At 73.5% G+C, this 26,033-nt stretch carries 23 protein-coding genes and 1 pseudogene; 8 read left to right on the top strand and 16 right to left on the bottom strand.

Annotation, left to right across the window (positions count from 1 at the left end; genetic code table 11):
- The 4 genes from ABZ920_RS09805 to ABZ920_RS09790 all read right to left on the bottom strand — a co-directional run bounded on the left by ABZ920_RS09805 (position 1) and on the right by ABZ920_RS09790 (position 3,345).
- Entirely contained in the window at positions 1–402 is a 402-nt protein-coding gene (locus tag ABZ920_RS09805; protein ID WP_361500925.1) for a TadE family protein, read from the bottom strand.
- On the bottom strand, positions 399–1,670 hold the full coding sequence (locus ABZ920_RS09800) for an AAA family ATPase (RefSeq protein WP_361500922.1): 1,272 nt from the start codon (positions 1,668–1,670) through the stop codon (positions 399–401). Before ABZ920_RS09800 ends, ABZ920_RS09805 begins: the two co-directional genes overlap by 4 nt.
- A gap of 9 nt (positions 1,671–1,679) precedes the next feature.
- A complete protein-coding gene (gene cpaB, locus ABZ920_RS09795; protein ID WP_361500919.1) occupies positions 1,680–2,387 on the bottom strand; it encodes a Flp pilus assembly protein CpaB in 708 nt (235 codons plus the stop codon).
- 115 nt (positions 2,388–2,502) lie between these two features.
- Entirely contained in the window at positions 2,503–3,345 is an 843-nt protein-coding gene (locus ABZ920_RS09790) for a hypothetical protein (RefSeq protein WP_361500916.1), read from the bottom strand.
- Between the two features lie 549 nt (positions 3,346–3,894).
- Here ABZ920_RS09790 and ABZ920_RS09785 point away from each other — a divergent pair.
- Complete coding sequence (locus ABZ920_RS09785) at positions 3,895–5,607, top strand: glycoside hydrolase family 18 protein (protein ID WP_361500913.1); 1,713 nt, start codon at positions 3,895–3,897, stop codon at positions 5,605–5,607.
- 153 nt (positions 5,608–5,760) lie between these two features.
- Here the strand turns inward: ABZ920_RS09785 and ABZ920_RS09780 are convergent, their stop codons facing one another.
- From ABZ920_RS09780 to ABZ920_RS09760, 5 genes and pseudogenes are all read right to left on the bottom strand, one after another.
- Positions 5,761–6,444, bottom strand: a complete 684-nt coding sequence (locus ABZ920_RS09780) for a hypothetical protein (RefSeq protein ID WP_361500910.1) — start codon at positions 6,442–6,444, stop codon at positions 5,761–5,763.
- An 84-nt stretch (positions 6,445–6,528) separates the two neighbouring features.
- Positions 6,529–6,940: pseudogene (locus ABZ920_RS09775) on the bottom strand (hypothetical protein); the annotation flags it as partial.
- Between the two features lie 376 nt (positions 6,941–7,316).
- Positions 7,317–7,727, bottom strand: a complete 411-nt coding sequence (locus tag ABZ920_RS09770; RefSeq protein WP_361500908.1) for a RidA family protein — start codon at positions 7,725–7,727, stop codon at positions 7,317–7,319.
- 44 nt (positions 7,728–7,771) lie between these two features.
- Positions 7,772–8,545 carry an IclR family transcriptional regulator gene (locus ABZ920_RS09765; RefSeq protein ID WP_361500905.1) on the bottom strand — a complete coding sequence of 258 codons (774 nt, stop codon included), beginning with the start codon at positions 8,543–8,545 and terminating at the stop codon, positions 7,772–7,774.
- Positions 8,542–9,690, bottom strand: a complete 1,149-nt coding sequence (locus tag ABZ920_RS09760; RefSeq protein WP_361500903.1) for a sugar kinase — start codon at positions 9,688–9,690, stop codon at positions 8,542–8,544. Before ABZ920_RS09760 ends, ABZ920_RS09765 begins: the two co-directional genes overlap by 4 nt.
- Positions 9,691–9,888: 198 nt before the next feature.
- Here ABZ920_RS09760 and ABZ920_RS09755 point away from each other — a divergent pair, with 198 nt between their 5' ends.
- Positions 9,889–11,226 (top strand): amino acid deaminase, encoded by a 1,338-nt coding sequence (locus tag ABZ920_RS09755; RefSeq protein WP_361500900.1) that lies wholly within the window; start codon positions 9,889–9,891, stop codon positions 11,224–11,226.
- A 9-nt stretch (positions 11,227–11,235) separates the two neighbouring features.
- Positions 11,236–12,885: a D-aminoacylase gene (locus ABZ920_RS09750; RefSeq protein WP_361500897.1), complete on the top strand. Its 1,650-nt coding sequence runs from the start codon at positions 11,236–11,238 to the stop codon at positions 12,883–12,885.
- Between the two features lie 82 nt (positions 12,886–12,967).
- Here ABZ920_RS09750 and ABZ920_RS09745 read toward each other — a convergent pair whose 3' ends face one another.
- Together ABZ920_RS09745 and ABZ920_RS09740 are read right to left on the bottom strand one after the other, a co-directional pair.
- Positions 12,968–13,834, bottom strand: coding sequence for a serine protease (locus tag ABZ920_RS09745; RefSeq protein ID WP_361500894.1), 867 nt, complete (start codon positions 13,832–13,834; stop codon positions 12,968–12,970).
- 148 nt (positions 13,835–13,982) lie between these two features.
- The gene (locus tag ABZ920_RS09740) at positions 13,983–14,681 is read right to left on the bottom strand and encodes a hypothetical protein (protein ID WP_361500891.1); all 699 of its coding nucleotides are present in this window, start codon (positions 14,679–14,681) and stop codon (positions 13,983–13,985) included.
- 125 nt (positions 14,682–14,806) lie between these two features.
- On the opposite strand from ABZ920_RS09740, the gene ABZ920_RS09735 reads away from it, so the two are divergent.
- Both ABZ920_RS09735 and ABZ920_RS09730 read left to right on the top strand, forming a co-directional pair.
- Entirely contained in the window at positions 14,807–16,018 is a 1,212-nt protein-coding gene (locus ABZ920_RS09735) for a pyridoxal phosphate-dependent aminotransferase (protein ID WP_361500888.1), read from the top strand.
- 122 nt (positions 16,019–16,140) lie between these two features.
- Complete coding sequence (locus ABZ920_RS09730) at positions 16,141–16,599, top strand: hypothetical protein (RefSeq protein WP_361500885.1); 459 nt, start codon at positions 16,141–16,143, stop codon at positions 16,597–16,599.
- Positions 16,600–17,397: 798 nt separating this feature from the next.
- On the opposite strand, the gene ABZ920_RS09725 is transcribed toward ABZ920_RS09730, so the two are convergent.
- The gene (locus ABZ920_RS09725) at positions 17,398–17,574 is read right to left on the bottom strand and encodes a hypothetical protein (RefSeq protein ID WP_361500882.1); all 177 of its coding nucleotides are present in this window, start codon (positions 17,572–17,574) and stop codon (positions 17,398–17,400) included.
- 485 nt (positions 17,575–18,059) lie between these two features.
- Positions 18,060–19,946, bottom strand: coding sequence for a phosphoenolpyruvate carboxykinase (GTP) (locus ABZ920_RS09720; protein WP_361500880.1), 1,887 nt, complete (start codon positions 19,944–19,946; stop codon positions 18,060–18,062).
- A 279-nt stretch (positions 19,947–20,225) separates the two neighbouring features.
- Between ABZ920_RS09720 and ABZ920_RS09715 the strand changes: the two genes are divergently transcribed.
- Positions 20,226–20,939 carry a hemolysin III family protein gene (locus tag ABZ920_RS09715; protein ID WP_361500877.1) on the top strand — a complete coding sequence of 238 codons (714 nt, stop codon included), beginning with the start codon at positions 20,226–20,228 and terminating at the stop codon, positions 20,937–20,939.
- A 189-nt stretch (positions 20,940–21,128) separates the two neighbouring features.
- Positions 21,129–21,878, top strand: coding sequence for a Mut7-C RNAse domain-containing protein (locus tag ABZ920_RS09710; RefSeq protein WP_361500874.1), 750 nt, complete (start codon positions 21,129–21,131; stop codon positions 21,876–21,878).
- Positions 21,879–21,978: 100 nt separating this feature from the next.
- Here the strand turns inward: ABZ920_RS09710 and ABZ920_RS09705 are convergent, their stop codons facing one another.
- The 3 genes from ABZ920_RS09705 to mca form a co-directional block, all read right to left on the bottom strand.
- Positions 21,979–24,009 (bottom strand): thioredoxin domain-containing protein, encoded by a 2,031-nt coding sequence (locus tag ABZ920_RS09705; RefSeq protein ID WP_361500871.1) that lies wholly within the window; start codon positions 24,007–24,009, stop codon positions 21,979–21,981.
- A gap of 159 nt (positions 24,010–24,168) precedes the next feature.
- On the bottom strand, positions 24,169–24,402 hold the full coding sequence (locus tag ABZ920_RS09700; RefSeq protein ID WP_361500868.1) for a hypothetical protein: 234 nt from the start codon (positions 24,400–24,402) through the stop codon (positions 24,169–24,171).
- Between the two features lie 14 nt (positions 24,403–24,416).
- Entirely contained in the window at positions 24,417–25,295 is an 879-nt protein-coding gene (gene mca, locus ABZ920_RS09695) for a mycothiol conjugate amidase Mca (RefSeq protein ID WP_361500865.1), read from the bottom strand.
- Between the two features lie 197 nt (positions 25,296–25,492).
- On the opposite strand from mca, the gene ABZ920_RS09690 reads away from it, so the two are divergent.
- Positions 25,493–25,891: a DUF4307 domain-containing protein gene (locus tag ABZ920_RS09690; protein WP_361500862.1), complete on the top strand. Its 399-nt coding sequence runs from the start codon at positions 25,493–25,495 to the stop codon at positions 25,889–25,891.
- The last annotated feature ends 142 nt before the right edge of the window (positions 25,892–26,033 follow it).

The following is a 26,033-nucleotide window of genomic DNA, read 5'->3' as shown; positions in this document are numbered from 1 at the left end:
TCAGTCCGTCGCCTCCTCCACGGCGCCGGCGTGACCGGCGACCGTGAACGGGAAGTCGATCAGCCCCGGGAAGAGGACGGGGACCCGGAGTTCGACGTCGGCCGTGACGTAGCCGCCGCCGGTCGCGCAGTCCACCCCGGCCCCGCCCCGCCAGGCGTCCGACAGGTCCGCAAGGCCCGCCCGCCGGCACGCGGCCGGCCGGCTGCCGCGGTCCGCCGCGGTGCCCGCCCGTACCGCTTCGTCCGCGGCGTTGCCCGCGAGCGTGTACGTGTATCCCAGCAGCACGCACTGCCACAGCAGCACCAGCGTGACGAGGATGGCCGGTGTCATGCCGAGGAACTCGACGGCGACCTGGCCGCGGTCCGACCGCAGCCGCCGCGTCACGGCCGTGCGCACGGTCATCCTCCTCCCCCTCCCCCTGTCTCCCGGCGCCGCCGGAAGCTGACCGCGCCGCGGTCGCCGCCCCGCACCCGGCCGCCGCTCCTCGCGGCGCGTCCGCCCGCCTTGACGATGCCCAGTTCGCCCGCGAGGGACCACAGGGCCTGCTTCACCGTGCTCCTGCCGTCCAGCTCGTGCACGCGCCCGGCGTCGACGGCGCCCTGCAGCTCCTTGAAGTTCGCGGGGACCTGGGTGCCGGCCACGACGGTGCCGGTGATCCGCTGGATGAGCGGCGGCTGGATCTCGGTGCCGCGGGTGTGCCGGTTGACGACGATCGTCGTCTCCTCGGCCTTGCGGATCTGCAGCCGGTCCCACATGCGCACCGTCCGCTTGGCCGCGCGGACGGCGACCACGTCCGGGGTGGTCAGCAGCAGGGCGGTGTCCGCCATCTCGATCGCGGCCGCGCCGGCGCCGCTGAGCTGGGCGCCGCAGTCGAGGACGACGACCTCGTAGCGGGAGCGCAGGGCGCTGACGATCTGGCGGGCGGCGCGGTCGGTGACCTCCTCGCCGCGTTCGCCCTCGCCGGGGGCGAGCAGCAGGGCGACTCCGGTGTCGTGGCGGAAGACGGCGTCGGCGAGGACGCGCGGGGAGATGTCCGTGATGGCGGCGAGGTCGACGACGGAGCGGCGGAACTGGACGTCGAGGTAGGAGGCGACGTCACCGGCCTGGAGGTCCATGTCGACGAGGGCGGTGCCGTACCCGGAGGCCTGCGCGGCGAGGGCCAGCTGGACGGCGGTCAGCGTGGTGCCGACGCCGCCCTTGGCGCCGCTGACCGTGACGACCCGGCCGCCGACGCCGGTGAACACGTCCCCGCCGTGGCCGAGGTGACGCCGCACGCCCACCGACCACTGCGCCACCGCCTGGACCCGGCTGGCCACGTCCTCGTAGCCGAGGGGCAGCGCCACGACGCCGCGCGCGCCGGAGTCCATGGCGGCCGAGAACAGCGCCGGGCCGGCGTCGGAGGTGAGGAGGATGACCCCGACGGCCGGGAAGCGCAGGGCGACTTCGCGGATCAGCTCCAGGGCGGGCACCGGGCCGATCCGCTCGTGCACCACCACGACCTCGGGCAGGTCGTCCACGGACTCGGCGGCGAGCCGCGCCAGGGTGTCGATGAGCTGGGTGGAGTCGGCGACGGCGGACACGGGCTCGGCGTCGGGAAGCTGGCTGAGCAGTGTCGTGAGGGACCGGACCGCGTCCGCGTCGCCGACTGCCGGGAGGATCCTGGTGGGCATGCGGGCCTCTCACTTGTCCTTCGCGAGTTCGTAGGTCCGGTCCGTGGCCGGGACGCCCGCTCCGCCGCCGGGTGCGACGAGCGCGAGCCGGACCCGCTGGGCGAACGACTCGGCGTAGGTGATGCGCTGGGCGTCGATCGTGGAGAGCGCGAAGGTGATGGGGACGGCCTCGGTGGGCTGCCGGTTCCGGTCGTCGGCCTGGGGTTCGAGGGCGGTGATCCGGCCGACGTCGAGCACCCTGGCGTTGGTCACGATGATCTTGGACTGGGCGGGGTCGCCCTCCCGCTGCCCCTCGAAGGTCGCGTACACGTTGACCGCGGAACCGGGTGTGATCTTGCCGGCCACGCCGGTCGCCGCGTCGATCATGATGGCGACCTCCTGCTGCCCCGGCTGGAGGGCGGGCCGGTCGACGATCATGTCGCTCTGCAGCAGGGAGCCCTTGCGCAGCGCCGTCACGGCGATCTTGCCCCGGATCCGGTCGAGGTCGGTGACGGCCGTGGACGACAGCCACCGCTCGGGCATCCGCACCTTCTCGAACTGGCTCCTGGTGAGCGTCGTGTACGGCGGCACCCCGGTGCGCACCCGGTACGCGGTGATCTCCGGGCCGACCTTGGACTTCACGTCGCTGATGACGGAGAGCACGCCCGCGAACGCGCCGAGGGCGCAGAGGACGGAGAGGACCAGCAGTATCACGCCGCGGCGCTGACGGGAGTTCATGAACCGTACAACCTCGATTGCGGAGATCGGTCGAGCGGGATCGGTCGGTCTGAGCGGGGGTGCGTGACGGGTTCCCGGCCGCGGGGGCCCGGTGGGCGCCCGGGCGGTGGGGTGCTCACCCGGCGGGGGCCGGGTTCTCGTGGACGGGTGGCGTGGCGCAGCAGAAGACGCAGCGGTCGCCGATGACGTCGATGCCGCACCAGTGGCAGGTGTGCCGGCGCACGGAGGTGACCAGTTGGTAGAGGACCGAGAGGTCGGGCAGGTAGGTGCAGAACTCGGTCAGCCGCCCCGTCCCCCACCAGCGGGCGGACTCGGCCGGCAGGGGTGCCTCGCGCAGCCCGAGCACGTTCCAGGCCGGGGCGAGGGCCGTGGTGATCCAGTCGGTCTGGAGCTGGCCCCTGGCGACCAGCATCCAGCTGCCGAACTCCGGTCCCGGCAGCGTCGCCTCGGGCCCGATCCTGACCAGCCGCGGCTCGGGGTGGGCGATGACGCCGAACTGGCTGCCGGGCACCCAGGACTTGGCGTGGGTCCGCAGGCCGACGGGGACGTGGTCGAGGCGGGTGACGGAGTTCAGGACGGCGCCGGCGTGGAGGTAGTGCGTGAGCAGCCGGCCCGCCGAGGCGAGCACGCCGGGGCCGAGGTCGCAGGAGGCGAGCTGCCGTAACTGGCGGGCCAGGACGGCCAGTCCCAGCGGCGGCAGGGCGGGGCGGAACACGGCGATGCGGTCGCTCTCCAGCAGGGACCGGACGATGTGCAGCCGGCGGGCCACTGCGGCCGGGGCGGCCCGGGAGCACAGGACGATCAGGTGCCCGTGCTGGTCGACCAGCGTCTGCATGGCCGCCAGCGACTGATCCAGCGGCTGCCGGTCGAGGTCCTGCAGGACGACGGCGGGCAGGGTCCGTTCGTCCTGCGCCGGCAGCGCCATGTCGGCACTGGTCACAGCGATGGCAGTTGGCACGCCCAGCTCCCCGTTCCACGCCACCCGGCGCGCCGGCGGTCCTCCGGCTCACCACGTCGACTTCACTGCGTGACTACGTCAGCACTGTATCCACGCCTTCGTGGCCGGAGAACAGCGAATGTCCAGCCGACCGGCAACTCGGGGTGCACAAGCTGCCGCAAAGCGGGACAGGTTGAGCATCCCGCGGACGGGCCGGACGCCCTCGGGCGGCACGGAGCGGGGCGGCGGGGCGCTGCCGCGGGGTGCGCGACGGGGGTGTCGCGGGAGCCGCGGGGCGGGTCGGGCCGGCACGACGCGGGACGCGCGGGGCGGGGCGGGGCCCCGGGACGGGGCAGGGCGCGCGACGGCCGGCCGGGGCCCGAACGGCAGGGAACGCAGGGGCGTTGAGCGCACGCCGAGGGCCGCTCGTCCGATCCGGACCCTTGACAAGCGCATTGGTCTGGACCAACTTGTCTACGACTGAACGGTGGCCACCGTCTTCTGCTCGTCCCCCTCTCCCCCTCTCCCCCTCTCCCCCCACCGGAGGCCCCAGTGGACCGCGCACCAGCCATGCCCAGACCCCTGCCCGGACGCGGGCGCCGGATACGGACCTGGTCGGGGGCCGTCACCGCGGCGCTCGCCCTCTGCCTGCCTCTAGCGGCGGCCGGCCAGGCCTCGGCGGCGGACGTCAACAACGCCCGGAACGCCGGCTTCGAGTCGGGCCTGGGCAACTGGACCTGCTCCGCCGGCAGCGGCACGACCGTCTCCTCCCCGGTGCACGCGGGCTCGGCCGCGCTGAAGGCGGCGCCCAGCGGCCAGGACAACGCGCGGTGCGCCCAGACGGTGGCGGTCAGGCCCAACTCGACGTACACCCTGAGCGCGTGGGTGCAGGGCGGGTACGCCTACCTGGGCGCGAGCGGCACCGGCACCACGGACGTGTCCACGTGGACGCCGGACACGGCCGCGTGGAAGCAGCTGTCGGCCACCTTCACCACCGGCGCCTCCACGACGTCGGTGACGGTGTACCTGCACGGCTGGTACGGCCAGGCCGCCTACTACGCCGACGACGTCTCGGTGTTCGGCCCGGACGGGGGCGGCGGCGGTGATCCGGCGCCGACGGTCCCCGCCGCGCCGGGCGGCGTGCGGGTGACGGGCACGACGTCCTCGTCCGTGTCCCTGTCGTGGAACGCGGTGTCGGGCGCGACGGGCTACACCGTCTACCGCAACGGCACGAGGGCGACGGCGGTGACGGGAACCACCGCGACCGTGACGGGCCTGTCCGCGGCGACGGCGTACTCCTTCCAGGTCACCGCGGCCAACGCGGCGGGCGAGTCGGCGAAGTCGGCGACGGTCACCGGCACGACGGCCGCGACCGGAGGCGGCGGCAGCGGCGCCGCGCTCCCGAAGCACGCGGTGACGGGCTACTGGCAGAACTTCAACAACGTCGCGACGGTCCAGAAGATCGCGGACGTGCCCGCACAGTATGACATCATCGCGGTGGCCTTCGCCGACGCGACGACCACGCCGGGAGCGGTCTCCTTCACCCTGGACTCCGCCGGCCTCGGCGGCTACACGGTGGACCAGTTCAAGGCGGACATCAGGGCGAAGCAGGCGGCCGGCAAGAAGGTGATCGTCTCGGTCGGCGGCCAGAACGGCACGGTGTCGGTCAGCGACGCGACGTCGGCGGCGAACTTCGCCGACTCCGTGTACGCGCTGATGCGGACGTACGGGTTCGACGGCGTGGACATCGACCTGGAGAACGGCATCAACGCCACGTACATGACACAGGCGCTGCGCTCGCTGTCGGCGAAGGCGGGCTCCTCCCTGATCATCACCATGGCGCCGCAGACGATCGACATGCAGTCGACGTCCGCCGGCTACTTCCGCACGGCCCTGAACGTCAAGGACATTCTCACGGTCGTCAACATGCAGTACTACAACAGCGGTTCGATGCTGGGCTGCGACGGCAAGGTCTACAGCCAGGGCACCGTGGACTTCCTGACGGCCCTGGCCTGCATCCAGCTGGAGGGCGGCCTGGCCCCCTCCCAGGTGGGCCTCGGCCTCCCGGCCTCGACGCGGGCGGCCGGCGGGGGCTACGTCTCCCCGGCGGTGGTGAACAACGCCCTGGACTGCCTGACGAAGGCCACCAGCTGCGGCACGTTCAAGCCGTCGAGGACGTACCCGGACCTGCGGGGCGCGATGACCTGGTCGACGAACTGGGACGCGGCGTCGGGCAACGCGTGGTCGGGCGCGGTCGGACCGCACGTGCACGCGCTGCCGTAGGCGTCCGCCCGCGGCCGGCACGGCCGATCCCCGAACGCCCGCTTCCCGGCGACCTGCCGGGAACCGGGCGTTCGGCTGTGGGGCCGGGCGTTCGACTGTCCGAGGGCGTTCGGCTGTCCGTAGGCGTTCGGCTGTCCGGGAGGGGACGGCCCGTCAGGACTCGTCGCCGTCCGCGGTCTTCACACCGTCCCCCGCGGACTTGCCGGACCCGGCTGCCTCGGCGTCCCCGGCGTCCTTGGCGGACTCGGCGTCCCGCGCCCGCTCCGCCTCGCCGTCCTCGAAGTACGCGTCCAGGACCTCGTCCAGCCGCGTCTCCCACTCCTGGAAGCGGCTGCGGGCCGGGGCCTCGATCTCGATCGGGTACCACCGGCGATCGGGAGTGTGCACCGTGACGGTGAACCGCTTGCCGAAGCGCGGGACTTCGGTCTCCACCGCGCCGATCTCGTCCCAGCGGAACTCGCACTCCTGGTCGTCCAGGCGCAGCCGTACGCCCCTGCGGTCGGCGACGATCCTGGCCCGGCGGTCGGACGCCTCGAACACAGGGCCGTCCGCGGCCCCGTCCTCGGTGTCGCCGGCCGGGACGTCGCCGGCCGGGACGGCGTCCGCCGGCTCGCCGGCGCCCGGGGAGCCCCCGGCGGCCTCGGCAACAGGCGCTTCCCCGGCCGGGGAGCCCTCCTCGGCCGGAGATTGATTGTCCGGCCTGGCGTCCCCCGGACCGGCGGCCGCAGCCGCGACGGCGGGGGCGGTGAGCCCGGGGATGAAGGCCGGGTCGAATCCGGCGCCCTTCACGGGCTCGACCTTCAGGGGCTGGCTGCTCGAACCTATGCGCTGCTCCACAGCGGGCAGTATGGTCGACAATCCTGTGTCCGGAACAGCCAGCCCCTACTTCGTTATCGGACGCCTACACCGTCCCGGCGCCCCTCACCGGACGAACACGCTCAGCACCGCGGCCACCGCGAACCCGGCCACCGACAGCACGCTCTCCAGCACCGTCCACGTCCGCAGCGTGTCCCGCTCGCTGATGCCGAAGTACTTCGCCACCATCCAGAAACCGCCGGTCGTGCTCGGCGCCCTTGTAGCCCTCGGGCCCCTCCGGGCCTTTGGTGAGCTGGGCGCCCGTCGCCCGTCGCCGCTCGTCGCGCACGGCCAGCCGCGCGTCCTCCGCGGCCTCGACCATGTCCTGCGGCACGGGGACGAAGATGCGCCGGCCGATCCACGCCGAGAACGCCCACGCGGCGAGCACCGCCGGGATGCCGCAGACGATGCCCATCAGGACGACCCAGCCGCGCGGTACGTGCAGCAGACCGGCGGCGGCCACCGGGCCCGGGTGCGGCCAGCAGTCCGGTGGTGCCGTCGACGAGCAGGAGCAGGCCTCCGGTGTGCGGCGGCGCGTCCGCGGCTGCGGCGAGCGAAGGGGACATACGGGGGTCCTCTGCGTGAATGCATACAGCTTTCGGGCAGGGCGGATCGCGGCACGGCGCGCCGGGATGGGGTGGAGGGCCCCCTGCCGGCCCGGGCGGAGCCGGGAACGTGCGGGTGGGGCGCCGTGCCGTGAGGACGTACGGGAGTGCGGGAAGGTGCGGAGGCACGGCTCGGGGGAGGTACGGGTCGCGCGACGTACGGGACCCGGAAGGCCGGGGCAGGCCGGGAGGCGGGGAGGCGGCGCGCGGGGCCGCCCATCCCGGCGGCACCGGCCGGGTGCGGCGGCCTCAGCCGAGGACGGCCAGGGCGTCGATCTCGATGAGGAGTCCCGCGGGAAGGCCGACGTAGACCGTCGTGCGTGCCGCGGGCGGCTGGGTGAGGCCCTGCTCGTCGAAGTACTGGTCGTAGATGTCGTTCAACTCGGCGAAGTGGTCCACGTCGGTCAGGTAGACGCGGATCATCACCACGTCGTCCCAGCTCGCGCCGCCCTCTTCGAGGATCGCCTTGACGTTGGCCAGGGTCTGGAGGGTCTGCTCGCGCAGGGTGGGGCCGGCGGGTGTGGGGGGCCTGCCCTCCTGGGCGGGCAGGAAGCCGACCTGGCCGGCGACCTGGAGGACGTTGCCCTTGCGCACACCGTGGGAGAACCTCGCGGGCGGGGTGGTGTGGGTGCTCGGGGTGAGCGCGGTCTTGTCGGTCATGCGGTGTCCTTGTCGGTCGGGCCGGCCGGGGAAGTCCGTGCCGTTCACACGGAGTTCCGGCCGGGGTCGGTCACCGGCGTCCTGCCGGAGTACTCGCCGCTGATGGTGTCCGCGGTGGCGCGCACCAGCGGGAGCAGGGTGAGGAGTTCGTCGGCGGTGACGACGACGTTCGGCGCGGAGACCGACATCGCGGCGACCACCCGACCGTCGGCGCCGCGGACGGGGGCGGCGACGCAGTTGATGGACTCCTCGTGGCCGCCGAGGTCGGTGGCCCAGCCCTGTTCGCGCACGGTCGCCAGCTCCTTCAGGAAGGCGGCGGCGTCCGGTGTCGAACGGGCCGTGTAGAGCGGGTATTCGAGCCGCTCGGCGACCGCGCGGCGCTCGGCCTCGGGCAGGTCGGCGAGCAGCAGCTTCGCCACGGCCGCGACGGTGATGGCCACCGGTTTGCCGATGCGCGAGTACATGCGCACCGGGTAGCGGCTGTCCACCTTGTCGATGTAGAGGACCTCGTTCTCCTCGTACACGGCGAGATGGACGGTGTGGCCGCACGCCTCGTTGAGGCGGACGAGGTGGGGGTGGGCGATCTCGCGGACGTCGAGGTTCTCCATCGCCTCCTGGGCGAGGGCGAACAGGCGGGCACCGAGGCGGTAGCGCTGGTCGGACTGCCGGTAGACGAGGCCGTGCTCGTGCAGGGTGCGCAGCAGGCGCAGGGCCGTGGACTTGTGGACGCCGAGGCGGTCGGCGACCTGCCCGAGGTCGGCGGGGCCCTCGGCGAGCAGCGGCAGGATGCTCAGCGCGCGGTCGACGGTCTGGCTCATGGCGTGTGTACCTCCTCCTCGGCCCCCTCGCCGGACCCGTCCCCGGAGCCCTCGACGGACCCTTCGTCCGGGCCCTCGCCGGCGTCTTCGCCGGTCCGCGTCCAGCCGGGGCCGAGTCGCAGTCTCCCCCACGCCTCGTCGTCCAGGGCGGCGAGGCGGTCGGCGTGGTGGCGGGCGGGGGGCCGGGCGAGGTCGCCGGGGACGGTGAGCGCGGCGGAGGCCGTGAGATGGCCGTGCCGCAGGCGATCGTGCAGAGGCAGCCCGCGCAGGGTGGCGGACAGGAAACCGGCGGCGAAGGCGTCCCCGGCTCCGACCGCGGCGACGACGTCGACGCGCGGAGCGGGGACGAAGCACCCGGATCCCACGGCGCCGCCGGGGCGGCCGCCGGTGTCCCCGTGGAACGCGGTGGCACCGGTACTGCCCTGCTTGACGACCACGGTCTCCGGTTCGGGCAGCGCCTCCCGGACGGCCCGGGCGTCGTGCAGGCCCCAGGCCCGGCGGGCCTCGTCCGCCCCGACGAACACGATGTCCGCGCCCCGGGCCAGCTCCAGCAGCACCCGGGGGCCGTCCGCGTCGCGCCACAGTCCGGGCCGGTGGTTGACGTCGAAGGAGACCAGGGGGCGGCCGGGCCGCCGCGCGGTCAGCTCGTGCGTCAGGCGCAGGCACCGCGGGGAGAGCGCGGCCGTGATCCCGGACAGGTGCAGGACGCGTGCGGCGCGCACGGCACCCAGGTCGACGGTGTCCGCCCCCATCGCCGAGGCCGCCGACCCGGCCCGGTAGTAGGCCACCTCGTGCGCGTCGGTGGCGCGGTCCGCGGCGGTGCGGAAGTAGACGCCGGTCGGGCGGGCCGGGTCGCGGCGCACGTAGGTCACGTCGACGCCCCAGGCCCCGATCGCCTCGACCAGGTGGTCGCCGAAGCCGTCCGCGCCGGCCCGGCTCACCCACCGCGCCGAGTGCCCGGCGGCCGCCAGCGCGCAGGCCACGTTGGACTCCGCGCCGCCGATGGCGCGGTCGAAGGAGGGCACGTCGGCGAGGCGGCCCGGGCGGGAGGGCAGGAAGGTGACCATGGACTCGCCGAGCGCGGCGACGTCCACGACGTCGGGGGCGCCTGCGGCGTCGGCGCCGGGACGGCCGTCGGGGGTCACGGTGGCGAACTCCTGGTGGGATCGGCGGGATCGGTGGGGCCGGTGGTCTCGGGGGTCGCCCCGCTCCAGCGGATGCGACAGCGTGGGGAGGGTCGTCGTGGATCCGTTGACCCCCGTCCGCCGAGATGTTAGACAGCCGTAAGCGCGTACCGCAATGAGCGTTGCAGAAGATGCAACGCACCTGATCAGGGAGGTTTCATGGCCGACGCCACGCCCGTCGATCCCTGCGCCCCGCAGACCCTGCCCCCGGCCGCCGGGTCCGCCCGGGCAGGGGGGACGCATCTCGCCGGGGAACGCGTCGACCACCGCTTCAAGGGCCTGCCGCCGGACGCCCACGGCCTGACCGTCGGCGAGCTGGCCGCCGAGCGCCGCAACCTGTTCACCGGCGGCTTCACCACGCCCGTTCTCGCCCTGTCCGCCGAGCGCCTGGAGCACAACCTGCGGCTCATGGAGACCTACGCCGCCCGGCACGGCCTGGCCTTCGCCCCGCACGGCAAGACCTCCATGGCGCCGCAGCTCTTCCAGCGGCAGATCGACCACGGGGCCTGGGGCATCACCCTCGCGGTCCCCCACCAGTTGTGGGTGGCACGGGAGTTCGGCATCCGGCGGATCTTCCTCGCCAACGAACTCGTGGACGGCGCCGCGCTGCGCAGGATCGCCGCCGAGCTCGCCGCCGACCCCGGCTTCCGCTTCGTCTGCTACGTCGACTCCGTCCGCGGGGTGCGGCTGATGGACGCGGCGCTGGCCGGGGCCGGGGGGACCCGCCCGGTCGACGTCGTCGTCGAGCTCGGCGCGGGCGAGGGCGCGCGGACCGGCGCGCGGACGGAGGCGGACTGCGCCGCGGTCGCCGACGCGGTGGCGGCCGCCGGCACGCTGCGTCTGGTGGGCGTGGCGGGGTACGAGGGCGAGGTCCCGCAGGCGGACCCGGAGCGGGTGCGGGCCTGGCTGCGCCGGCTGGTGGCCCTCGCCGCGGACTTCGACGCGGCCGGGCGCTTCTCGGGGACGGGCCTGGAGGAGATCGTGGTGAGCGCGGGCGGCAGCGCCTGGTTCGACGCGGTCGCCGACGTGTTCGCGCAGATTCCGGGACTGTCCCTGCCGGTGCTGAAGCTGCTGCGCTCCGGGGCCTACGTCTCGCACGACGACGGCCACTACCGCAAGGTCACCCCGTTCACCCGCGTCCCCGAGGAGGGCGCCCTGCACCCCGCCTTCCGGCTGTGGGCGCAGGTCGTCTCCCGGCCCACGGCGGAGCAGGCCTTCGCCAACGCGGGCAAGCGGGACGCGGCCTACGACCTCGGCCTGCCCCTCGCCCAGGTCGTGCGCCGGGACGGTGTCGAACGCCCCGCCGACGGCATCTCGGTCACCGGGCTGTCCGACCAGCACGCCTGGCTGAGCACCACACCCGAGGCGGACCTGGAGGTCGGCGACTGGATCGGCCTCGGGCTGTCCCACCCGTGCACGTCGTTCGACAAGTGGCCGCTGATCCCGGTCGCCGAGGCGGACGGCACGGTCGTCGACTACGTCCGCACCTACTTCTAGGGGCGCCGCATGGACCCCGTCGAACTCGCCGATCTCGCCGACCTCGTCGTCCGGGACGCGGACGTCGTCGACGGCACCGGCGCGCCCTCCTACCGCGCGGACGTGGCGATCAGGGACGGCAGGATCGTCTCCGTCGTCAAGGAGGCCGCGGCGGCGGGCTGCCAGCGACCGCACGCACGGCGGGAGCTGGACGCGGAGGGCCTGGTGCTCTGCCCCGGCTTCATCGACATGCACGCCCACAGCGACCTCGCCCTGCTGCGCGACCCCGACCACAGCGCGAAGGCCGCGCAGGGGGTGACCCTGGAGGTCGTCGGGCAGGACGGGCTGTCGTACGCGCCGGTCGACGACCGCACCCTGGAGGAGGTGCGCCGTGCGATCAGCGGCTGGAACGGGTACGGCGAGGACGCCGACTTCACCTGGCGGTCCGTCGGCGCGTACCTGGACCGGCTCGACCACGGCTTCGACGGCGAGGGCATCGCGGTCAACGCCGCCTTCCTCGTCCCGCAGGGCACCGTCCGCGCGCTCGCCGTCGGCTGGGAGGACCGGGCGGCCACGCCCGCGGAGCTTGAGCGGATGCGGCGGCTGGTCGCCGAGGGCATGGAGCAGGGCGCGGTGGGCATGTCGTCCGGGCTGACCTACACGCCGGGCATGTACGCCACCGGCGCCGAACTGACCGAGCTGTGCCGGGTGGTGGCCTCCTACGGCGGCTACTACTGCCCGCACCACCGCTCCTACGGGGCGGGGGCGCTGGAGGCGTACGCGGAGATGGTGGACCTGGCCCGCCAGGCGGGCTGCCCGCTGCACCTGGCGCACGCGACGATGAACTTCGGCCCGAACCGCGGCCGGGCGCCGGAACTGCTCGCGCTGCTCGACGAGGCGCTGGACGCCGGTGCCGACATCACCCTCGACACCTATCCGTACACCCCGGGCTGCACCACGCTCGTCGCCCTGCTGCCGAGCTGGGCGAGCGAGGGCGGCCCGGAGGAGACCCTCCGGCGGCTCGGGGAGGAGGCGACCGCCGAGCGGATCCGCCACCAGCTGGAGGTCACCGGCTCCGACGGCTGCCACGGCGTGCCCGTGGAGTGGGAGACCGTCGAGATCTCCGGCGTCACCGCTCCGGCGCTCGCCGGGTACGTCGGCCGGACGGTGCGGGAAGCCGCGGACCTGCGCGGCGAGGCGCCCTGGACGACCGCCCGCCGGCTGCTGACCGAGGACCGCCTCGGCACGACGATCCTGCAGCACGTGGGCCACGAGGAGAACGTGCGGACGATCATGCGCCACCGCGTCCACACCGGCGGCTCGGACGGCATCCTCCAGGGCGGCAAGCCCCATCCGCGCGCCTACGGCACCTTCCCGCGCTACCTCGGCCGGTACGTGCGGGAGCTGGGCGTGCTGTCGCTGGAGGACTGTGTCGCGCACCTGACGGGACGGCCCGCGGCCCGGCTGCGCCTGCCGGACCGGGGCCTGGTGCGCGAGGAGTACCGGGCCGACCTGGTGCTCTTCGATCCGGCCACCGTCGCGGCGGGCGCCACGTTCGACGCGCCGCGCGTCCTGCCGACGGGCATCCCGTACGTCCTGATCGACGGCCGGTTCGTGATCGAGGACGGGCGGCGGACGGACGTGCTGGCGGGGCGGGCGGTCCGCCGCACCCCGGGGTGACCGCCCGCCCCGCCCGCCGGCGCTCCGCCGCCCGCCCGTCGCGTCAACCGTTCGCCGCCCGCGCGCCGGCCGGCGCGCGGGCTCACGGCCTGGGCAGGGTGCAGCCGCTCGCGCTCAGGTCGAGCCGGTTGCCGGCGCCGAAGCAGGCCGGGATCTGGTAGGTCTCCTGGGCGTAGTTGATGCCCTGGCGGACGGTGACGGTGCCGTTCGCGTCGACCTCGCAGGGATTGTTGTCCGTGCAGCGCCGGCCGTCCTCGTTGCCGGTGTTGTTGACGGCGACGACCCTGCCGGTGGCGGTGTCGACGACGGGCGAGCCGGACGTGCCGCCGATCGTGTTGCAGGCGGAGGTGTAACGGACCGAGTCCTTCCAGGTCCAGGCGCCCTCCTTCAGGCGGTAGACGAAGCCGTCGACGGCGCAGGTGTAGATCCGCTTCCAGTAGCCGGAGACGACCTTGATGCTCGTGCCGGCGACGGGGTGGGTGTTGTTCACGGTCAGCGCGTTGATGCCGTACGTGCTTCTGATCTGCGCGTAGGTGCGGGTGAGCTGGTAGATCGTGACGTCGGTGTCCGTCATGGTCGAGTAGGCGACCTTCGACGCGCGCAGGGTCCCGACCTGGGAGCCGGAGGAGTTGAGCAGGCCGAAGGAGCGGCTGGACGCCTGGTCCACGACGACCTCGCCGGGGTCGGGGAAGCCCGTCTCCAGGCAGTGGCCGTTGGTGAGGACGAGCGCGGGGTCGCTGTCCACCGAGGCGGGGAAGCGGACGACGGAGCCGGAGCAGTTGCTCAGTGCCACGGTGCCGGCGAAGTCGACCGCCTGGATCGCGGGCGCGGCGGCCTTCGCCCGGGCCGCGGGCGCCCCGCCCGGGGCCTGCGGGGCGGCGGCCGCGGGTGCCGCGACCGCCCCGGTGATCACCAGGGTGGCGAGCGCGGCAAGGAGAGGCTTCTTCATGGGGGTCCCCTCTTCAGACGTGAGCGACCGGAGATCTTCCGGTCGCCTGTCTTGTCATGCGCATTGTGATGGCGCAGAGAGGCCGCGACAAGAAGCCGTGCCCGGTGCACAGGGGGCGGACGGGACGTCACACCCGAGGCGCACGGGACTACTTCGGGCGCTTGGGATTGCCCCTGCCCGGCCAGCGGTCGGTGGAGGTGCTGGTCGGCGACGGCGGCTGGGCGGTGGCGCTCGGCCCGGAGGCGGTGGCGGTCACCGGAGCGGAGGGCGCCGGGGTCTCGGGCGCCCCACTCGTTCCCCCTGGCTCCGGGGCGCCCTGCGAGGCGCCGGTGCTCGCGCCCGGCGAGGCGGTGGACGGCTTCGTGTCGCCCGACGGGCCGCCGGCGGCCGGAGCGGCGGACGACGCCGGGGCACCGGACGCCCCGGGTTCGGACACGGACTCCCCGGCCGTCGGGGTGGAGCCGTCCGGCCTGCTCCGCGGCGGGCCGGACGAGGAGTCGAGGGCGGAGAAGCCGGCGATCACGGCGAGGGACACGGCCCCCACCGCTCCGGCGGCGAGGGCCGCGCCCCGCAGCCGCCGGTCACCGCCCCGCCCCTTGCCGCGGCGGCCGCGCCGCCCGCCGCGGTGACCTTGCGGCCGTCCGGCCGGCGCACCGGACCGGTCGTCCGCGACCACGGCCAGTTCGCTGGTCTCGTCATAGGCGTTTTCCCACCCGTGGGCCACCGCTGGATCGGCGTATCCCTCGTAGGACGGGGTGGCTGCGGGCTGCGGCAGGTACACGTTCGGGGGCCCCTCGGGCGTACCGCCCGCCGGAGCCCCGCCGTGGACGTCGGGAGGCGTGGACATGACCGGAAAGTGTAGGGACAAGGCAGGGCCGGCCGGACAGCCCCCGTCCCTCCTGGGTGTGCCGACACGTCCCACGTGGCGGAAAACACCGCCCGGGGACCGTGACCCCGCCGTAAGCTCCCCCCATGCAGGTGATCCAGTCGACCAAGCTCGCCAACGTCTGTTACGAGATCCGGGGCCCGGTGCTCGAGGAGGCGATGCGGCTGGAGGCGGCCGGGCACCGCATCCTGAAGCTGAACACCGGCAACCCGGCCGCGTTCGGCTTCGAGTGCCCGCCGGAGATCCTGGAGGACATCCTCCGCAACGTCTCCTCGGCGCACGGCTACGGCGACGCGAAGGGCCTGCTGGCCGCCCGTCGCGCGGTCGTCATGCACAACCAGACCCTCGGCATCGAGACCGACGTCGAGCACGTCTTCATCGGCAACGGCGTCTCCGAGCTGATCGTGATGGCGATGCAGGGGCTGCTGGACGACGGCGACGAGGTCCTCGTGCCGGCGCCGGACTACCCGCTGTGGACCGCCGCCGTGTCCCTGTCCGGCGGCACCGCAGTGCACTACCGCTGCGACGAGCAGTCCGACTGGATGCCCGACCTCGCGGACGTCGAGCGGAAGGTCACCGACCGCACCAAGGCGATCGTCGTCATCAACCCGAACAACCCGACGGGCGCCGTCTACGACGAGGCGGTGCTCAAGGGCCTGACGGACATCGCCCGGCGCCACAACCTGCTGGTGTGCTCCGACGAGATCTACGACAAGATCCTCTACGACGGCGCCCGCCACACGCCGACGGCCAAGGTCGCGCCGGACCTGCTGACGCTCACCTTCAACGGCATGTCCAAGGCCTACCGGGTGGCCGGCTACCGCGTCGGCTGGATGTCGATCTCCGGCCCGCGGGCGCACGCCGACTCCTACATCGAGGGCCTGACGATCCTGGCCAACATGCGGCTGTGCGCGAACATGCCGGGCCAGCACGGCGTGGTCGCCGCGCTCAGCGGGCGGCAGACCATCAAGGACCTGGTGCTGCCCGGCGGGCGGCTGAAGGAGCAGATGGACACCGCCTACGACCTGCTCACGCAGATCCCCGGGGTCAGCTGCGTGCGGCCGAAGGGGGCGCTGTACCTCTTCCCGCGCCTGGACCCGAAGGTCTTCAAGATCAAGGACGACCGGCAGATGGTCCTCGACCTGCTGCGCCAGGAGAAGATCATGGTCGTCCAGGGCACCGGCTTCAACTGGCCGGAGCCGGACCACTTCCGGGTGGTGACCCTGCCGACGGTGGGCGACCTGCGGGACGCGGTGGGCCGGATCGGGACCTTCCTGGACGGCTACGGGCAGTCCTGACACCCGGAAGGGCACCAGGGCGCTCACGGTACGTACCCCTACCGCCCGGTTCCGCGACCCGACTCAACTTTAGACGGGTTCTAAGCTAGGATGGCTTCTGTCAGCGCACAGGAGGCCGTCTCATGTACGAACCGATCCGCTCAGAGCCCCCCCGGAGCTCCGTCCACAGCACGACGGCCGGCGCCGGCTCCGACTTCCCCCACCGCTCCCGCGAGGAGGAGCTGGACATCCAGCTCGCGGGGCACCTGGCCGCGCTGCTCGCCGTCACGGACGAACTGCGCGCCACGGCCCCGTCCGCCGACCTCGATGCCGCGGCCGAGCGGCTCGCCGGGCAGGTGGCCCGGCTGCGGGGCGCGCGGGCGCCCGTCCGCGCGCCGGGAGCCGGTCCTCAGGACCCCGCCGCCCTGCACCGGCGGGCGCACGCGCTCGCCGGCCGCGCACTCGTCGTGGCGGCCTCCCGTGCGGACACGGCGGCGGCGATCCTCGCGGCGGAGCGGATGGACGCGCACGCGGCGGCCTCGGCCGCCGACGCCGCCTCCCGGAGCGAACGGCAGCCCCTGAGCGGCGCCGCCCGCCGCTGACCTGCCGCCCGCTGATCCGCCGTCCACGGGCGGCCCCCGATCGGCCCCGGCCCGCGTGCACCCGCAGCGACGCGCGGACCGGGCGCCATGACACAGCGCCGGCCAAGGGCCGCCTCTCGAGGCGGCCCTTGGCGGTGCCCGGTCCACGACTCCGGCGCGCCTGTCTGCCGGTGCCCCGATGCCGTGGGCCCGTGCCTTCCGTGTGGCCCCTTCACCTGGGGCCCTGTTGTGTGCGGCCGCCCCGCGCCCGCACGGCGTACCGGGGAGCCCCGCGCCCGGACCCCCGGCGGACGCGCAGCCCTGCACGATCGGACGGCCGGTCACCGCCGGGTGGTGCCGCAGGGGCCGACCGCCGCGGCGCCCGGACCCCCCGACGGACGCGCGGCCCTGCACAGACCGCACGGCCCCGCACGGACCTGGACAGCCAGTCACCACCGGTCGATGCCACAGCGGTTGCGCGCCGCGCACGCGCCCGGATCCCCCGGCGGATGCGCGGACACGGCCCTGGACGGACCTGCACGGCCCCTCACCGCCGGTCGATACCGCAGGGGTCGACTGCCCGCACGCGCCCGGACCCCCCGGCGGGAGCACGACCCTGCGCGGCCCGTCACCGCCGGTCGGTGCCGCAGGGTCCGGCCGCCGCGCGGCGGCCGGACCCATGGGCACGGCTCCGGCCCCCGAGCGGACGGCCGCAGCAGAAGGGGGCGGGAACCGCTTCCCCGCCTCCGCCCCGTTCGGCGCCGGGACAGTCCGCCCCCGTCCGTGGCGGTCACCGTCGCCGCGGGCCCCGGCGGGGCCTCAGCCGAAGAGCACCGTGATAATCACGAACAGCGCGAGGACCCCGAGCACCACGGCCCACACCGGCCAGACGCCGCGGCTGCCCGGCTCGTCGTGGCCGCCGCCGCGCGGGCGGTCCTCCGCCAGATCCGGATGCTTGGGGCGGTCGCGCCGGTAGAAGTTCCCATCTCCAGCCATGCGGCATCACTCCTTCACATGGACGCCCGCCGAGTACCCGCGCGTGACCCAGGTCACACAGAGGGAGCGGCCCGGACGGCGGGACGCGCAGCGCGGGCCGGCCCGGGCAGCCGGACGGGGCGGGGCGCGAGGCAGGGCCGGCCCGTCCGGCGGGGCCGCCGCCCGCCGCCGCGCCATGGGCCGGGGCGTCGCGTGGCGGGCCGGGGCAGGCCCTGCCCGAACCACACGGGCCGGACCCGGAGCCGGCGGGCCGGGCGTTGCGCGAACCGGACGGCCGGGGGCGCGAAGCGGGCGGCCTGGAAGCGCGAAGCGGGCAGCCGGAGGCGCGAAGCGGGCAGCCGGGAGGGGGCGGCACGCGCGCGCCGAAGAGGCCGGGCGCGCACACCGTTGTGCGCGCCCGGCCTCTTGGGGGTGTCACCGCGGCCGGCCTGAGCGACGTCGCAGGTCAGGGCAAGTCGGGGCCGGCCGCGGAGCTCGCGGGGGCGTCAGCCCAGGCGGTCGACCAGCGCGCGGTACTGGTCCCACAGCTCCTTGGGCGTGTGGTCGCCGAAGGTGTTGAGGTGCTCGGGGATGAGCGCCGCCTCCTCGCGCCAGACGTCCTTGTCGACGGTGAGCAGGAAGTCCAGGTCGGACTCCGACAGCTCCAGGCCCTCCGTGTCCAGGGACTCCTTGGTCGGCAGGATGCCGATCGGGGTCTCCACGCCCTCGGCGCGGCCGGCCAGGCGCTCCACGATCCACTTCAGCACGCGGCTGTTCTCGCCGAAGCCGGGCCAGACGAACGTGCCCTCGTCGTTCTTGCGGAACCAGTTGACGTAGTAGATCTTCGGCAGCTTGGACTGGTCCCTGCCCTGGGCCACCTCGATCCAGTGGGCCATGTAGTCGCCCATGTTGTAGCCGCAGAACGGCAGCATGGCGAACGGGTCGCGGCGCAGCTCGCCGACCTTGCCCTCGGCCGCGGCGGTCTTCTCCGACGCCACGTTCGCGCCGAGGAAGACACCGTGGTTCCAGTCGAACGACTCCGTCACCAGCGGCACCGCGCTCGCGCGGCGGCCGCCGAAGAGGATCGCGGAGATCGGGACGCCCTTGGGGTCCTCCCACTCCGGCGCGATGATCGGGCACTGCGCCGCCGGGACCGTGAAGCGGGCGTTGGGGTGGGCGGCCGGGGTCTGCGACCCGGGCGTCCAGTCGTTGCCCTTCCAGTCGGTCAGATGGGCGGGCGGCTCCTCGGTCATGCCCTCCCACCACACGTCGTTGTCGTCGGTGAGGGCGACGTTGGTGAAGACCGCGTTGCCCCACAGTGTCTTCATCGCGTTGGCGTTGGTGTGCTCGCCGGTGCCGGGCGCGACGCCGAAGAAACCGGCCTCGGGGTTGATCGCGTACAGGCGGCCGTCCTCGCCGAAGCGCATCCACGCGATGTCGTCGCCGATGGTCTCGACGGTCCAGCCGGAGATGGTCGGCTCCAGCATGGCGAGGTTCGTCTTGCCGCAGGCACTCGGAAAGGCGGCGGCAACGTACTTGGGTTCGCCCTCCCGTCGCCCACCACCCCCCTCGAACGAGGCCCTGCGGGCCGCAGGGTCGTCCTGCGGCGGGGTGAGTTTGAGGATGAGCATGTGCTCGGCCAGCCAGCCCTCGTCGCGCGCCATGACGGAGGCGATGCGCAGGGCGTAGCACTTCTTGCCGAGCAGGGCGTTGCCGCCGTAGCCGGAGCCGTAGGACCAGATCTCCCGGCTCTCGGGGAAATGCGAGATGTACTTGGTCGAGTTGCACGGCCACGGCACGTCCTGCTGTCCCGGCTCCAGCGGGGCGCCGAGGGTGTGGACGGCCTTGACGAAGAAGCCGCTGTCGCCGAGCTCGTCCAGCACCGGCCGGCCCATGCGGGTCATCGTGCGCATGGAGACGGCGACGTAGGCGGAGTCGGTGATCTCCACGCCGATCGCGGACAGCGGGGACCCGAGCGGGCCCATGCAGAACGGGACGACGTACATCGTCCGGCCCTTCATGGAGCCGCGGAAGATGCCGCCCCGGCCGCCGGAGCCCTGGAAGATCTCCCGCATCTCCGCGGGCGCCTTCCAGTGGTTGGTCGGACCGGCGTCCTCCTCCTTCTCGGAACAGATGAAGGTCCGGTCCTCGACGCGGGCGACGTCCGTCGGGTCGGAGGCCGCGTCGTAGGAGTTGGGGCGCTTGATCGGGTCGAGTCTCCTGAAGGTGCCCTTCCGGACGAGCTCCTCGCACAGTCGCTCGTACTCGGCCTCGGATCCGTCACACCAGACCACGTTGTCCGGCTGCGTCAGCTCGGCGATCTCGTCGACCCACGAGATCAGTTCCTGATGGTTGGTCGGGATGACGGGGGGAGCCGCGATGTCGCGCGCCACGATTGCTCCTAAATGAGGGATTTTTGTCCTTGTCGCCCCGTGGGGGCCGCGACCCGGATGCTTCGTAGCCGCTCATCCGGTGCCGACCGCACTCATTTGATCATCCGACGATACCGCCCATCTGTCCAGAGGGCATCACAGGTGAGCGCAGTGAGGAACGCCACGGTTTCCGTGTTTTTTTGCGTCCGCGTTGGGCACGTCTGGAGAAGTTTTTGCGGTTGCCCCTCCTGGACAATGCCCTGACCCGTGACTTACGGGGGCGTAGGTACCATGCCGCCCATGACTGCGTCCGCTTCCGACGAGCCTTTCGACACGCCGGCCGCCGGCCGCGGCCCGGTGCCGCTCTCCCTGCCGCATCCGGTCAAGCCCAGACTGCGCGGCTGGCTGCACCTCGGCATGTTCCCGGTCGTACTCATCGCCGGACTGGCCCTCACCGCGCTGGCCGACTCCCCCCGCGGGCGTCTTGCCTGCGGGATCTACGCCCTGACCGCCTGCCTGCTCTTCGGCGTGAGCGCGCTGTACCACCGGGGCGACTGGAGCCCGCGCATGGACGGCCTGCTCCGCCGTCTCGACCACGCGAACATCTTCCTGATCATCGCGGGCACCTACACACCGCTGACCCTGCTGCTCCTGCCGGACGCCCAGGGACGCTTGCTGCTGTGGGGCATCTGGGCCGCGGCCGCCGCCGGCATCCTCTTCCGCGTCTTCTGGGTGGGTGCCCCGCGCTGGCTGTACACCCCGTGCTACATCGCGATGGGCTGGGCGGCCGTCTTCTACCTGCCCGACTTCGCGCGCACCGGCGGCATCGCCGTGCTCGTCCTGGTGATCACCGGGGGCGTGCTCTACAGCGCGGGCGGCGTGGTCTACGGCATCAAGCGGCCCAACCCGTCACCGCGCTGGTTCGGCTTCCACGAGGTCTTCCACGCCTTCACCCTGGCCGCCTTCGTCGCCCACTACGTCTGCATCTCGCTGGTGGCCTACCAGCACACGTAGCAGCTCTCCGTCGCCTCCACTCCCCCGGCCACGGCTCCGTCAGGGCCGTGGCCGTTCCGCGTGCCCACCCGACCCGCGGCCTCCCCCGCCGCCCGCCGGACCGCGTGGACGGGTCCCACCGGCGGGCACCTCACAGCCCCGCACCGAATCCCTGGGCTCCCGGCGTGCTTTCCGTGCCATCCTGGCCGGGTGAACGGTCCCGAGATCCACGTGGAGTTCGCGCCCGGCCTGCGCGTCTTCGTGCCCCACGCCCGGCGAGGGGGCGCCACCCCCGTCGTCACCGACGGCGTCTCGACGCTCGGGCACGTCGTCGAGTCCCTCGGCGTACCGCTGACGGAGGTCGGCTCGCTGGTCGTGGACGGCCGCGAGGTGCCGGTGTCGCACGTGCCGAAGGCGGCCGAGACGGTGCAGGTGCGCGCCGTCGAGCGTCCGCAGCGCGTCCCCGGCGCTCCCCTGCGCTTCCTCCTCGACGTCCATCTCGGCACGCTCGCCCGCCGACTGCGCCTGCTGGGCGTCGACACGGCGTACGAGTCCGCGGACATCGGCGACCCGGCGCTCGCCGCCCGCTCGGCGGCCGAGAGGCGGGTCATGCTCAGCCGAGACCGGGGGCTGCTGCGCCGCCGTGAGCTGTGGGCGGGCGCCTTCGTCTACAGCACCCGCCCCGAGGACCAGCTGCGCGACGTCCTCGGCCGCTTCCACCCCCGGCTGCTGCCCTGGACCCGCTGCACCGCGTGCAACGGGCTGCTGCGGGAGGCCACCAAGGAGGAGGTCGCCCCGCAGCTCGAACACGGCACCCACCGCACGTACGACGTCTTCGCCCAGTGCCGCGACTGCGGCCGCGCCTACTGGAAGGGCGCCCACCACGACCGCCTGGAGGCCATCGTGGAGCGCGCCCTCGCCGAGTACGCGGGGCCGCCGTCGACCCGCGCGCCCGGCTGACGTCCCGCACGCGCGGACCCCTCCCGGCGGGCGGGGACGCGCACCGGCATGGCGTCCCACCGGGCAGGACGCGTGGCGTCCCGGCGGGCCGTCGCGCGGCTCAGCCGCCCAGCGCCGTGCGCAGCCGGTCCGGGTCCGTCGTCGGGGCGTCGCAGGTGAAGTTGCGGCACACGTACGCGGTCGCCGCGCCGTCCACCAGCGGCCGGTCGGCAAGGAGCGGGAACTCCTCGCCCCCCGGCGTGCCCCAGGCCACGACGGCTCCCGGGGCCGTGCCCAGGAGCGCCGTCCGGCGCAGGGTCCTCGTCGCCTCGTCGTCGAGCGCGGGGCCGACGACCGCCACCTCGCGCGGCCCGTCCAGCAGGGCCTCGGCGACCGCGAGACCCCAGCCGATGAAGCGCGGGACACGCGGAGCGAGCGCCTGCACGACGCCCAGGGCCCGCTCGGCGGCGGTGCGATGGCGTTCGGAACCGGTGTGCGCCGCATAGCCGAGCAGGGCGCCCGCGGCGGCCGTCCACCCGGACGGCGTGGCGTTGTCGGTGGGGTCCTGCGGCCGGCGGATCAGCCGCTCGGCGTCGGACGCGGTGTCGTAGAGGGTGCCGGAGTCGTCGGTGAACAGGGTGAGGACGTGGTCGAGGAGCAGCCCCGCGAACTCCAGCCAGACGCCCTCCCCGGTGACGGACGCGAGGGCGAGGAAGCCCTCCGCCACATCCGCGTAGTCCTCCAGCACGCCCGCGTTCGCACCGGCCCGGCCGTCCCTGCTGGTGCGGACCAGCCGGGCGTGGTCGTCCAGGTGCAGCCGTACGAGCAGGTCGGCGGCGCCGACCGCCGCGTCGACGAGGTCCGGGCGGTCGAAGTAGGCGCCGGTCTCGGCGAGGGCGGCGACGGCGAGCCCGTTCCACGCGGCCACCACCTTGTCGTCGCGGCCGGGAGCGGGGCGCCGGCTGCGCGCCTCGAACAGCCGGCTCCTGACGGAGGCCACCCGCTGCGCGTCGAAGACCTCCGCCTGCCGCGGAAGCTGCAGGACGGAGGCGCCGTGCTCGAAGGTGCCCTCCTCGGTGACGCCGAAGCAGCGGGCGGCGAGGCCGGCGTCCTCCTCCCCGAGGACCTCGCGCAGCTGCGCGGGCGTCCACACGTAGAAGACGCCCTCCACGTGCCGGCCGGTACCGTCGTCGCTGTCCGCGTCCAGCGCCGAGGCGAACCCGCCCTCGGCGGTGCGCAGTTCGCGGACCATGAAGTCGGCGGTCTCCAGGGCGACCCGGCGGGCCTCCTCCGAGCCGGTGGCGCGCCACAGGTGGGCGTAGACGCGGCACAGCAGCGCGTTGTCGTAGAGCATCTTCTCGAAGTGCGGCACCACCCAGTCGCGGTCCACCGAGTAGCGGGCGAAGCCGCCGCCGAGCTGGTCGTACATCCCGCCGCGCGCCATGCGCTCGCAGGTGTCCTGCGCCATCTGCAGGGCGCCCTCGGAGCCGGTGCGGGCGTGGTGGCGCAGCAGGAACTCGATCACCATGGACGGCGGGAACTTCGGCGCGCCGCCGAAACCGCCGCGCTGCGGGTCGTACTCGCGGGTCAGCCCGAGGAGGGCCTGGGCGAGCTCCTCCTCGCCGGGCACCCGCGTGCCGCCGAAGGACAGCTCGCGTCCGGTGAGCTCCCGCACGATCTTCGTGGCGACCTCGGTGACCTCACCGCGCCGGGTGTCCCAGGCCTGCTGGATGCCTCCCAGCACCTGCCGGAAGGAGGGCGTGCCGTGGCGGGGCGCCGGCGGGAAGTACGTGCCGAAGTAGAACGGCTCGGCGTCGGGGGTGAGGAACACGGTCATGGGCCAGCCGCCCTGCCCCGTGGCCGCCTGCACGGCCTCCATGTAGACGGCGTCGACGTCGGGGCGCTCCTCGCGGTCGACCTTGACGCTGACGAAGTGCTCGTTCAGGAAGTCGGCGGTGGCCCGGTCCTCGAAGGACTCGTGCGCCATCACATGGCACCAGTGGCAGCTGCTGTACCCGACGCTCAGCAGCACGGGCACGTCACGCCGCCGCGCCTCCTCGAAGGCCTCGCCCGACCAGGGCCACCAGTCCACCGGGTTGTCGGCGTGCTGGAGGAGGTAGGGGGACGTCTCATGAGCCAGTCGGTTCGGCATGACCCCATCCTGCCTCACCCGCCCCGGGCGGGCACGGAACGTGACCTCGGCCGGTCCGGCACACGGCCGCGGCCCGCGCGCGGGACACGCGGGGCGCGGCCGGACGCGGGCGCGGCGGCGCCGGGGACCCGTCGGCGGCGGTCCCCGGCCCGCCCCGTGTCAGTTCCGGCGGGGCCGGGAGTCCACCGCGGCCGCGGACTCCGCCTTCGGATCCGGGGCCTCCTTGAAGTCGACCTTGCCCATGTGGCGGCTCATGGACTTCATCAGACCCCACACGGCGAGGCCCATCACCGCGAAGACGATGAAGCCGAGGATGCCGGGGGTGACCTTGTCCTGGTCGACCTCGGCGAGGTGGACCAGCTGCGTCATTGCCAGGCTCGCGCTTGCGCTCATGCAGGTATTGTCCCTCAGCTCCGCCGGACGCCCGCGAAGAGGTCGTCCTCGGGGAGCGAGGTGTCGACGAGGGACTTCGCGAGCTCGTACTCCTCCGTCGGCCAGACCTCCTTCTGCACCTCCATCGGCACCCGGAACCAGCCGCCGTCGGGGTCGATCTGGGTGGCGTGCGCGATCAGCGCCTTGTCGCGGATCTCGAAGAAGTCCGCGCAGGGGACGTGCGTGGTGAGGGTGCGCTCCTTGTGGCCGGACTTCTCCCAGCGCTTGAGCCACTCGCCGTAGGGGGACTCCAGGCCGCGGTCCAGCATGGCCTGGTGCAGCGCCTCCGTGCGGGGGCGGTTGAAGCCCTGGTTGTAGTACAGCTTCAGCGGCTGGTACGCGGGACCGAACTCCTCCTCGGGGTACTTCTCGCGGTCCGCCGCGCCCTCGAACGCCACCATGGAGATCTTGTGGGTCATGATGTGGTCGGGGTGCGGGTAGCCGCCGTTCTCGTCGTAGGTGGTGATCACCTGCGGGCGGAAGGAGCGGATCTGCTTCACCAGCTCGCCGGCCGCCTTGTCGACGTCCTCCAGGGCGAAGCAGCCCTCCGGCAGCGGCGGCAGCGGGTCGCCCTCGGGCAGGCCGGAGTCGACGAAGCCGAGCCACTCCTGCCGGACGCCGAGGATCTCCCGGGCCTCGTCCATCTCCTTCTTGCGCACCTCGTGGATGTGCTCCTCGACGTACTTGTCGCCCTGGAGCTTGGGGTTGAGGATGGAGCCGCGCTCTCCGCCCGTGCAGGTCACCACCAGCACCTCCACCCCCTCGGACACGTACTTCGCCATGGTGGCCGCGCCCTTGCTCGACTCGTCGTCGGGGTGCGCGTGCACGGCCATCAGTCGCAGCTGGTCAGTCAAGGCTCAATCCTCAGGTAAGTCGGCGCCCGTGTCGGCGCAGTCAACAGGGGCCGTCCCGCCGGAACGTCTTCCGGGGTGGCGGTCGGGCTGCGGTGCGGGGGCTTCTATAGTGACCGAATCGGGGGGCGAATAATTCCGGGGTGCCCCTCCGGGCGCCCCCGCGGGACCGTCGTCCCGCACCTGCCGAGAGGACGATCATGAGCACGGCGAGCACCCGGCTGCCCGAGGGCCGCTACGGCCGCTCCCCGGACGGGCGTGCCGACCGCACGCTCAAGATCGTCGGTGCCGTACTGGGCGGGGTCCTCGTCGCCCTGATCGGCTGCTTCGCCTACACCTACGTCGGCGGCACCGAGATCAGCGGCCAGGTGATCACCTTCGAGGCCTCCGACAACGCGGTCAGGGTCCACCTGGAGGTCCGCAAGGACGCCGACGCGCGCGGCTACTGCACGCTGCGTTCGCAGGACGAGAACCGCTCCGAGGTGGGCCGCGCGGACTTCCGCTTCGACGAGCACGCCACCCGGATCGACAAGGTCGTCACGCTGCGTACGACAGCGCGGGGAAGCACGGCCGAACTGCTCGGCTGCCACGCCGGCTGACGCACCGCCTCAGCCGGAATACGTAGTCGCCGAGCTGTGTTGACGCCAGTCTGTGGGCTTATGTCCTCCCCCTTCGGGCCGTGAATTGTTAGGCTCGTGGTTTCGCCCATCCATGAGTGAACATCCTTCTGGGTAGGGCGAT

It is taken from the genome of Streptomyces sp. NPDC046831 (assembly GCF_040645305.1).
Lineage (GTDB): Bacteria > Actinomycetota > Actinomycetes > Streptomycetales > Streptomycetaceae > Streptomyces.
This window is presented reverse-complemented; position numbering and strand designations above follow the sequence as displayed.

What these genes read in the sequence shown, in the direction of transcription:
- ABZ920_RS09705 (WP_361500871.1), bottom strand. Translation starts at nt 24,009, where the DNA reads ATGCCGAACCGACTGGCTCATGAGACGTCCCCCTACCTCCTCCAGCAC.
- ABZ920_RS09785 (WP_361500913.1), top strand. Translation starts at nt 3,895, where the DNA reads ATGCCCAGACCCCTGCCCGGACGCGGGCGCCGGATACGGACCTGGTCG.
- ABZ920_RS09690 (WP_361500862.1), top strand. Translation starts at nt 25,493, where the DNA reads ATGAGCACGGCGAGCACCCGGCTGCCCGAGGGCCGCTACGGCCGCTCC.
- ABZ920_RS09745 (WP_361500894.1), bottom strand. Translation starts at nt 13,834, where the DNA reads ATGAAGAAGCCTCTCCTTGCCGCGCTCGCCACCCTGGTGATCACCGGG.
- ABZ920_RS09700 (WP_361500868.1), bottom strand. Translation starts at nt 24,402, where the DNA reads ATGAGCGCAAGCGCGAGCCTGGCAATGACGCAGCTGGTCCACCTCGCC.
- ABZ920_RS09805 (WP_361500925.1), bottom strand. Translation starts at nt 402, where the DNA reads ATGACCGTGCGCACGGCCGTGACGCGGCGGCTGCGGTCGGACCGCGGC.
- ABZ920_RS09725 (WP_361500882.1), bottom strand. Translation starts at nt 17,574, where the DNA reads ATGGCTGGAGATGGGAACTTCTACCGGCGCGACCGCCCCAAGCATCCG.
- ABZ920_RS09770 (WP_361500908.1), bottom strand. Translation starts at nt 7,727, where the DNA reads ATGACCGACAAGACCGCGCTCACCCCGAGCACCCACACCACCCCGCCC.
- ABZ920_RS09740 (WP_361500891.1), bottom strand. Translation starts at nt 14,681, where the DNA reads ATGTCCACGCCTCCCGACGTCCACGGCGGGGCTCCGGCGGGCGGTACG.
- ABZ920_RS09715 (WP_361500877.1), top strand. Translation starts at nt 20,226, where the DNA reads ATGACTGCGTCCGCTTCCGACGAGCCTTTCGACACGCCGGCCGCCGGC.
- ABZ920_RS09765 (WP_361500905.1), bottom strand. Translation starts at nt 8,545, where the DNA reads ATGAGCCAGACCGTCGACCGCGCGCTGAGCATCCTGCCGCTGCTCGCC.
- ABZ920_RS09750 (WP_361500897.1), top strand. Translation starts at nt 11,236, where the DNA reads ATGGACCCCGTCGAACTCGCCGATCTCGCCGACCTCGTCGTCCGGGAC.
- ABZ920_RS09755 (WP_361500900.1), top strand. Translation starts at nt 9,889, where the DNA reads ATGGCCGACGCCACGCCCGTCGATCCCTGCGCCCCGCAGACCCTGCCC.
- cpaB (WP_361500919.1), bottom strand. Translation starts at nt 2,387, where the DNA reads ATGAACTCCCGTCAGCGCCGCGGCGTGATACTGCTGGTCCTCTCCGTC.
- ABZ920_RS09800 (WP_361500922.1), bottom strand. Translation starts at nt 1,670, where the DNA reads ATGCCCACCAGGATCCTCCCGGCAGTCGGCGACGCGGACGCGGTCCGG.
- ABZ920_RS09730 (WP_361500885.1), top strand. Translation starts at nt 16,141, where the DNA reads ATGTACGAACCGATCCGCTCAGAGCCCCCCCGGAGCTCCGTCCACAGC.
- ABZ920_RS09735 (WP_361500888.1), top strand. Translation starts at nt 14,807, where the DNA reads ATGCAGGTGATCCAGTCGACCAAGCTCGCCAACGTCTGTTACGAGATC.